A 6,814-nucleotide genomic window follows, 5' to 3' on the forward strand; every position below is an offset into this window, starting at 1 on the left:
TCCGCGCTGTCCTTGACGACCACGGTGCTGCCAGGCTCGGCCGTGCCGATGATGGTCTTGCCGTTGCTCGCATCGACCACAGGTGCCGTCGGCGCCTTGGCGTCCACGGTGAAGTTGGTCTTCGGGCTGGAGTTGCCGACCTTGTCTGTCGCGACGGCGTTCAGCGCCGCGCCATCGGTGGGCGGATTCACCGGCGTGATGCTGTACTTGCCGTCGACACCCACGGTGGCACTGCCAATCACCTTGCCCGCGCCGTCGCTGACGACCACGGTGCTGCCTGGCTCGGCCGTCCCGGTGATGGTCTTGCCGTTGCTCGGGTTGACCACGGGTGCTGTCGGCATATCGACATCCACCGTCAGCACGAAGTCTTTCGACACGCTGCCCGCGTTCCCTGCTGCGTCGAAGATCCTGGCGCCGTAGGTGTGCGTGCCGGGCTTCGTCTCTGCGAGGGCGAAGCTCCATGTGTTGCTGTCCACGCGCGCCGTCCCCAGCAGGGTCGTGCCTTCGAAGACCTTCACCACATCGCCGTTGACCAACCCCGCGACCGTGCCCTTGAGCACCGGCGTGGTGTCGTTGGTGCTCGTGCCCGATGCGAAGTCGCCGACCACGGGCTGCGCGTCGTCCGCGTAGGCAGTGATGGCCACTGCGTAGTCTGCGGATGTCGGGCCCTTGCTATCGATGACCACGGTCTGCGACTGCGCCGTGTTGGGAACGCCCGCGGCGTTCACCACCCGGGCCTGGAAGGTGTAGCTGCTGTCGGCCAGCGTGTTGCCGCGGTTGTCGTACTGGTACGCGGTGCCGACGAGCGTGGTGTCGTTCCAGGTCTTGCCGTTGTCCAGCGAGATCTGCACCTTGGCGCCGGCCTCCAGCTTCGCGTCCACCGTGGCCGACACGACCAGCGTGTTGTCACTGGTGATGAAGTCGGTGCTGCTGGTGCCGGTGTCGTCGCCGATTGCGCTGATGCTCGCCTTGACGCTCGAAGGCGTCAGGTTCACGTTGACCACGAAGGGCGCCGAGGCTGCGCTCTCGTTGCCCACGGCGTCGACGGCCTTGAAGGTGATCTTGTGCTCGACCGCCGTCAGCGCCGGGTTCGGCGTGAAGCTCCAGTTGCCGCTCTTGTCGACGGCGGCGCTGCCGATCAGGCTGGCACCGTCATAGACATTGACGGTGTTGGCCGCCGGGGCATTGCCGCTGAAGGTGGGCGTGGTGTCGTCGGTGACGGCGCCGCTTGCCAGCGGGCCTTGCACCAGACCGACGTCGTCGTTCGCACCGCTGACCGTCGGCGCGGCCGGCGGCGTGGTGTCGATGGTCAGCGCAAAGGTGGCGGTGCCGTTGGTGCCGGCGGCGTTGGTGGCCGTGGCGGTGTAGGTGTGAAGACCTTCGGCCTGCTTCGGCAGCACGAAGCTCCACTTGCCGTCGGTGCCTGCCGTGGTCGAGCCGAGCAGGGCCGCACCTTCCTTGACCGTGACGGTGGCGCCGGCTGTGGCCGTGCCCTCGAGCTTGGGCGCGGTGTCGTCGGTTGCGCCGCCGGAGGCGAGGTTGCCCCTGACGCTGCCGACGGCGTCCACCGCGTTCGTGATGCTCACGACCACATTGGAGGTGTCGACCGTGAAGCCCAGCGGCGCGCTCGGCACGCTGGTGTTGCCAGCCTTGTCGGTGAGCGTCAGCGTGATGCTGTGCGCGCCCGAGCCCAGTGGCGTGGCGGGCTTGAAGCTCCAGCTGCCGTCGGCGTTGGGCGTGGTGGTGCCGATGAGGGTCTTGCCGTCATACAGCTTGATGGTGTCGCCCGCCGTTGCACCGGTGCCGCTGAAGGCGGGGTTGGTGTCGTCGGTGGTACCGCCGGCTGCAATCGCGCCTTGAACCGCGCCCTGGCTGTCCTTGGCGGCGACCACGGCCGGTTGGTCCGGTGCCTTGGTGTCGAGCGTGATCTCGTAGGCGCCCGTGGCGGGGCTGGCGCGGCCCGCTTCGTCCACTGCAACGGCCGTGAACTTCTTGAGGCCGTCGCCGCTCAGCGTGCCGGTGGTGAGGCTCCAGGTGCCGTCGGCGCCAACCGCGACCGATGCGACCGCGGTGCCGTTGCTGTAGACGGTCACGGTGGTGCCCGATTCACCGGTGCCGCGGAAGGTGGGCGTGGTGTCGTTGGTGCTGGCGCCCGGCGGCAGGTCGGCGGTGCCGTTGCTTGCGCTGAGGATGGCCGGCGCCTTGGGCGCATCGCCCAGCAGCGTGAAGCCCCATGGCGAGGTGGCCGCGCCGACGTTGCCGGCCGCGTCCACGGCCTGCGCCGTGAGGCTGTGCGCGCCGGACTTCAGCGGCAACGCGGGCGTGAAGCTCCATGTACCGTCGGCGTTCACCGCCGCGCTGCCGATCAGCGTGCCGTTGTCGAGCACGTTGACGCTCGCCACTTCCGAGGCATTGGCAACGCCCTTGAACTCGGGCTTGCTGTCGTCGGTCTTGCCGCCCTTCGCGATGCTGCCCTTGACCGTGCCTTCGTCGTCGATGAGGTCGAGCTTCGAGACGTCCAGCACGGCCGGTGCGGTGGTGTCCACGGTCAGCTTGAAGTCGGCCGATGCCGTGCCCACGTTCCCGGCCGCATCGACGATCTTTGCGGTGTAGGTGTGCGCGCGGCCGGCGTGTTTGCAAGTTGCAGGGACCAGGCACTGCCGCTCAGTTGAGCGGTGCCCAGCAGGGTCGTGCCCTCGAAGACCTGCACCACATCGCCATTGACCAGACCCGCGACCGTGCCCTTGAGGAGCGGCGTGGTGTCGTTGGTGCTGGTGCCCGAGGTGAAGTCGCCCTTGACCGGATCCACGTCGTCCGCATAGTTCGTGATGGCCACGGCGTTGTCGCTCGTGGGCTTGCCGCTGTCGATGACCACGGCTTGACGGGTCGTCGCGCCGGGGTTGCCCGCCGCGTCCACCACGCGCGCCAGGAAGCTGTGGGTGCCGTCGGGCAGCGCGCTGGCTCTGTTGTCGTAGCTGTAGGTGTTGCCGCTGACGAGCGTGGCGTTGTGCCAGTTCTTGCCGTCGTCCAGCGAGACCTGCACCTTGGCGCCGGCCTCCAAGGCCACGTCCACGGTGGCCGAGATGATCAGCGTCTGGTCGCTGGTAACGAAGTCGGTGCTGCTGGAGCCGGTGTCTTCGTTGATGGCGCTGATGGTCGCCTTGGCCTTGGGCGCCGTGAGGTCGACGTTGACCACGATGGGTGCCGAAGGCTTGCTCTCGTTGCCCACCGGGTCGACGGCCGTGAAGCTGAGCTTGTGCTCGGCCTCGGTCAGCGGCGTGACGGGCGTGAAGCTCCAGTTGCCGTTCTTGTCGACGGCGGTGCTGCCGATGAGGCTGCCGTTGTCGTAGACCTTGATGACGTCGCCGAACGTGCCGCCGCTGCCGCCGAGGCCAGGCGTGGTGTCGTCGGTGGCCGTGCCGCTGGGCTGCGGGCCCTGCACGAATCCAACGTTGTCTTCGAAGGTGCCATTGACCACGGGAACAGCCGGCGGCGTCGGGTCGATGGTCAGGCCGAAGGCGGCGTCACCCTTGGTGCCGGCGGCGTTGACGGCCGTGGCGGTGTAGGTGTGAACGCCTTCGCCTTGCTTGGGCAACTCGAGGCTCCAGCTGCCGTCCGCGCCCGCCGTGGTCGAGCCCAGGACGGTCGTTCCTTCGCTGACTGTGACGACAGCGCCGGCGGTGGCCGTGCCCGCGAGCGTGGGGGTGGCATCGTCGGTTGCGGTGCCGGAGGCAGGTCGCCCTGGACGGCACCGAAGTTGTCGACGGCCTTGGTGATGCTCACGATGACCGCGGAGGTGTCGACGCTGAAATTCAGCGGCGTGCTGGCAACGCTGGTGTTGCCGGCCGCGTCGGTGAGGGTCAGCGTGATGCTGTGCGCGCCCGCGCCCAGCGGCGTGCTGGGCTTGAAGCTCCAGCTGCCATCGGCGGCTGCGGCGATGGACCCGATGCGCGTGCCGCCGTCGGACAGCGTGACGATGTCGCCCGCCGTTGCGCCGCTGCCGCTGAAGGCGGGGATTGCATCGTCGGTGGTGCCGCCCGCGACGATCGTGCCCTTGACCGCGCCCTGGTTGTCGGTGGCCACGACGGTGGCCGGCTGGGCCGGGGGCGTGGTGTCCAACACGATGTCATAGGCGCCCGTTTGCGGGCTCGATCGACCCTGGGTGTCTACCGCGGTGACCTTGAGCGTCTTGACGCCGTCGCCGGTCAGCTGACTGGTCAGAACGATCCAGGTGCCGTTGGTGCTCACGACGCCCGACCCGACGGCATTGCCGTTGGCGTACACGGTCACGACCGTGCCGAGTTCACCGGTGCCTTGCAGCAGGATCGTGCCGTCATTCGTGCTTGCGCCGGGTGCCAGGCTTCCGTGGTCGTTCATCACGGCGGTCACGGCCGGCGCCTTCGGGGCATCGCCCAGCAGCGTGAACGGCCATCCCGATGTGACCTGGCCGACATTGCCGGCCGCGTCGACAGGCTGGGCATTGAGGTTGTGCGCGCCCGGGGCCAGGGGCAGGTCGGGCGTGAAGCTCCAGTTGCCGTTCTTGTCCACCGGTGCGTTGCCGAGCAGCTTGTCGCCGTCGTACACGTTGACGCTGGCCACGTCCGACGGGTCGGCAACGCCCTTGAATTCGGGCTTGCTGTCATCGGTCTTGTCGCCTTGCTTGATGGTGCCCTGGACCGCGCCTTCGTTGTCGACCAGGTTGAGCTTCGAGGCGTCCAGCGCGCCCGGCGCGGTGGTGTCCACCGTGAGCGTGAAGGGCGCCGAGGTGATGCCTGTGTTGCCTGCGGCATCGACGATCGTGGCGCTGTAGGTGTGCAGGCCGGGCTTGGTGTCCGCGAGCTGGAGGGTCCATGCATTGCCGTTCAGGACGGCCTTGCCCACCTGAACTGTGCCCTCGAAGACGTACACCTCGTCGCCCTTGACCAGGCCCGCGACCGTGCCCTTGAGCAGCGGCTTCGTGTCGTTGGTGCTCGTGCCCGTGCCGAAGTCGCCGGTGGCCAGCGGCACGTCGTCCGTGTAGGCCGTGATGGCCACGCTGTAGCCGTCGGCCGCGCTGGGCGCGTGCGTGTCGACCACGAGCTGGAACGGGTCGGAGCCGGTGATCTTGTCGCCGGCACCACTGAGGAGTTCCGCAACGTAGGTATGGGCGCCGTCCGGCACCGTGTCGAGCTTGAATTCCCAGGACTTCTTGTCGGCCAGGATCGTCGCGGTTCCCAGCAACACACCGTTCTCGTGAATGAGGATGTAGTCACCCTGGTCCGGACCCGAGAGCACGCCGTGGAGCACCGGCTTGGGGTCGTTGGTGGTTTTCCCGTCCGTGAGCATGCCGGTGTTCGGCGCCACGTTGTCTTCGAACCCCGTGATCACGACCACGAAGTCGCCCGAGTCCCCTTCGGGAGCGGCCACCGTGAAAGAGAAGTCGGCGGACCGCAGCCCCTCGTTGCCGGCCGCGTCCACGACGATGGCGTGGAACGAATGGGCGGCATTGTTGGGCAGCTTGTCCAGCTGATAGCTCCATGTGCCATCGGCCCCGACCTTGGCGTTCCCCAACAAGGTCGTTCCCTCGTAGATGTGCAGGAAATCGCCGGCCACCAGCCCCGACGAAGTGCCCTTGAGCAACGGCGTCTGGTCGTTCGTGATGGTGCCTTGGCCGAAGTCGCCAGTCTGCGCTTCGACGTTGTCGTAGTAGGAAACGACGGCCACCTTGTAGCCAGCGACCGGGCCGACTGTGTCGACGACGGATTGCGCAACGAACGTGCTTTCGTTGCCTGCAAGGTCCTTGCTCTTCACGGTCACGACATACGGGCCGTCTGCCGTGGGCGCAGGAAGATCGATCGATACCGAGCCACGGGTCACATCGTCCGCGGACAGCGTGATGGTCTTGGTGGTGGTGCCGCTCGCGACGGTGATGACATCGCCCACGGCAGCGCCGGACACCAGCGTGACCTTGACGCCGACACCCGCCTTGACTTCGGCTGCATTGAGCAGCCCGTCGCCGTTCGTGTCGGAAGTGAAGGCAACGCTGATTTGCGGGGCCTTGCCGTCCACGGTGACGGTGGTGGCCGTACTGGGGTTGCCAGCCTTGTCGGTGGAAACGACGCTCAGCGTGTCGCCGTCGCTCGAGGGCGTGCCCGGCTTGACGTCGTAATGCCCACTGCCGTCGGCCACGGCGCTGCCGATCACCTGGCCCTTGCCGTCCTTGACGGTGACGATGCTGTCGGGTTCCGCGGTGCCGGAAACGGTACCGCCGTTGGTGGGGGCCACGGTCGGCGCGACGGGCGCCACGTGGTCGCCGCCAACAACACTGACCGGCGGCGAGACATTGCCTGCCGGGTCGATCGCGGTGATGGCGCCCTTCTCACCTTCGGCCACCGGATTCGGTGTGATCTTCCATTCGCCGTTCTTGTCCACCGTGGTCGTCGTCGGGCTGCCACTGCCGTCAATGACGGTGACAGTGGAACCCGGCTCGCCCGTACCGCCCATGCCGGTGCCGTTGTTCACGGTGACGGTCGGCGCGACGGGCGCCGTATGGTCTCCGCCGACGACGCTGACCGGCGGCGAAACATTGCCTGCCGGGTCGGTTGCGGTGATGGAGCCCGTCTGACCTTCGCCCACCGGGTTCGGCGTGATCTTCCAGTCGCCGTTCTTGTCTACCGTGGTGGTGACTTGGCCGCCGTCACCCTTGATGGTGACGGTCGAGCCGGGCTCGCCCGTGCCGCTCAGGCCCGTGCCGTTGTTCCCGATGACGGTCGGTGCGACAGGTGCCGTGTGGTCACCGCCGACGATGTTCACCTGCGGCGAGACGTTGCCCGCC

2 protein-coding genes and 1 pseudogene are annotated in these 6,814 nt (G+C 67.7%); all 3 read right to left on the reverse strand.

Annotated elements, in window-relative coordinates:
• The coding region (locus tag BMG07_RS38910) for an Ig-like domain-containing protein (protein ID WP_307867292.1) at nucleotides 1–2,579 on the reverse strand (2,579 nt) is incomplete at its 3' end.
• Nucleotides 2,549–3,916: an Ig-like domain-containing protein gene (locus BMG07_RS38915; RefSeq protein ID WP_269759840.1), complete on the reverse strand. Its 1,368-nt coding sequence runs from the start codon at nucleotides 3,914–3,916 to the stop codon at nucleotides 2,549–2,551. The genes BMG07_RS38915 and BMG07_RS38910, both read right to left, overlap by 31 nt.
• Nucleotides 3,856–6,792, reverse strand: a pseudogene (locus BMG07_RS38920) (Ig-like domain-containing protein); the annotation flags it as partial. The gene BMG07_RS38915 and the pseudogene BMG07_RS38920, both read right to left, overlap by 61 nt.
• Nucleotides 6,793–6,814 lie beyond the last annotated feature (22 nt).

The sequence above is a fragment of the Variovorax sp. E3 genome, assembly GCF_016082275.1.
In the GTDB taxonomy this organism is placed as follows: Bacteria; Pseudomonadota; Gammaproteobacteria; order Burkholderiales; family Burkholderiaceae_C; genus Variovorax.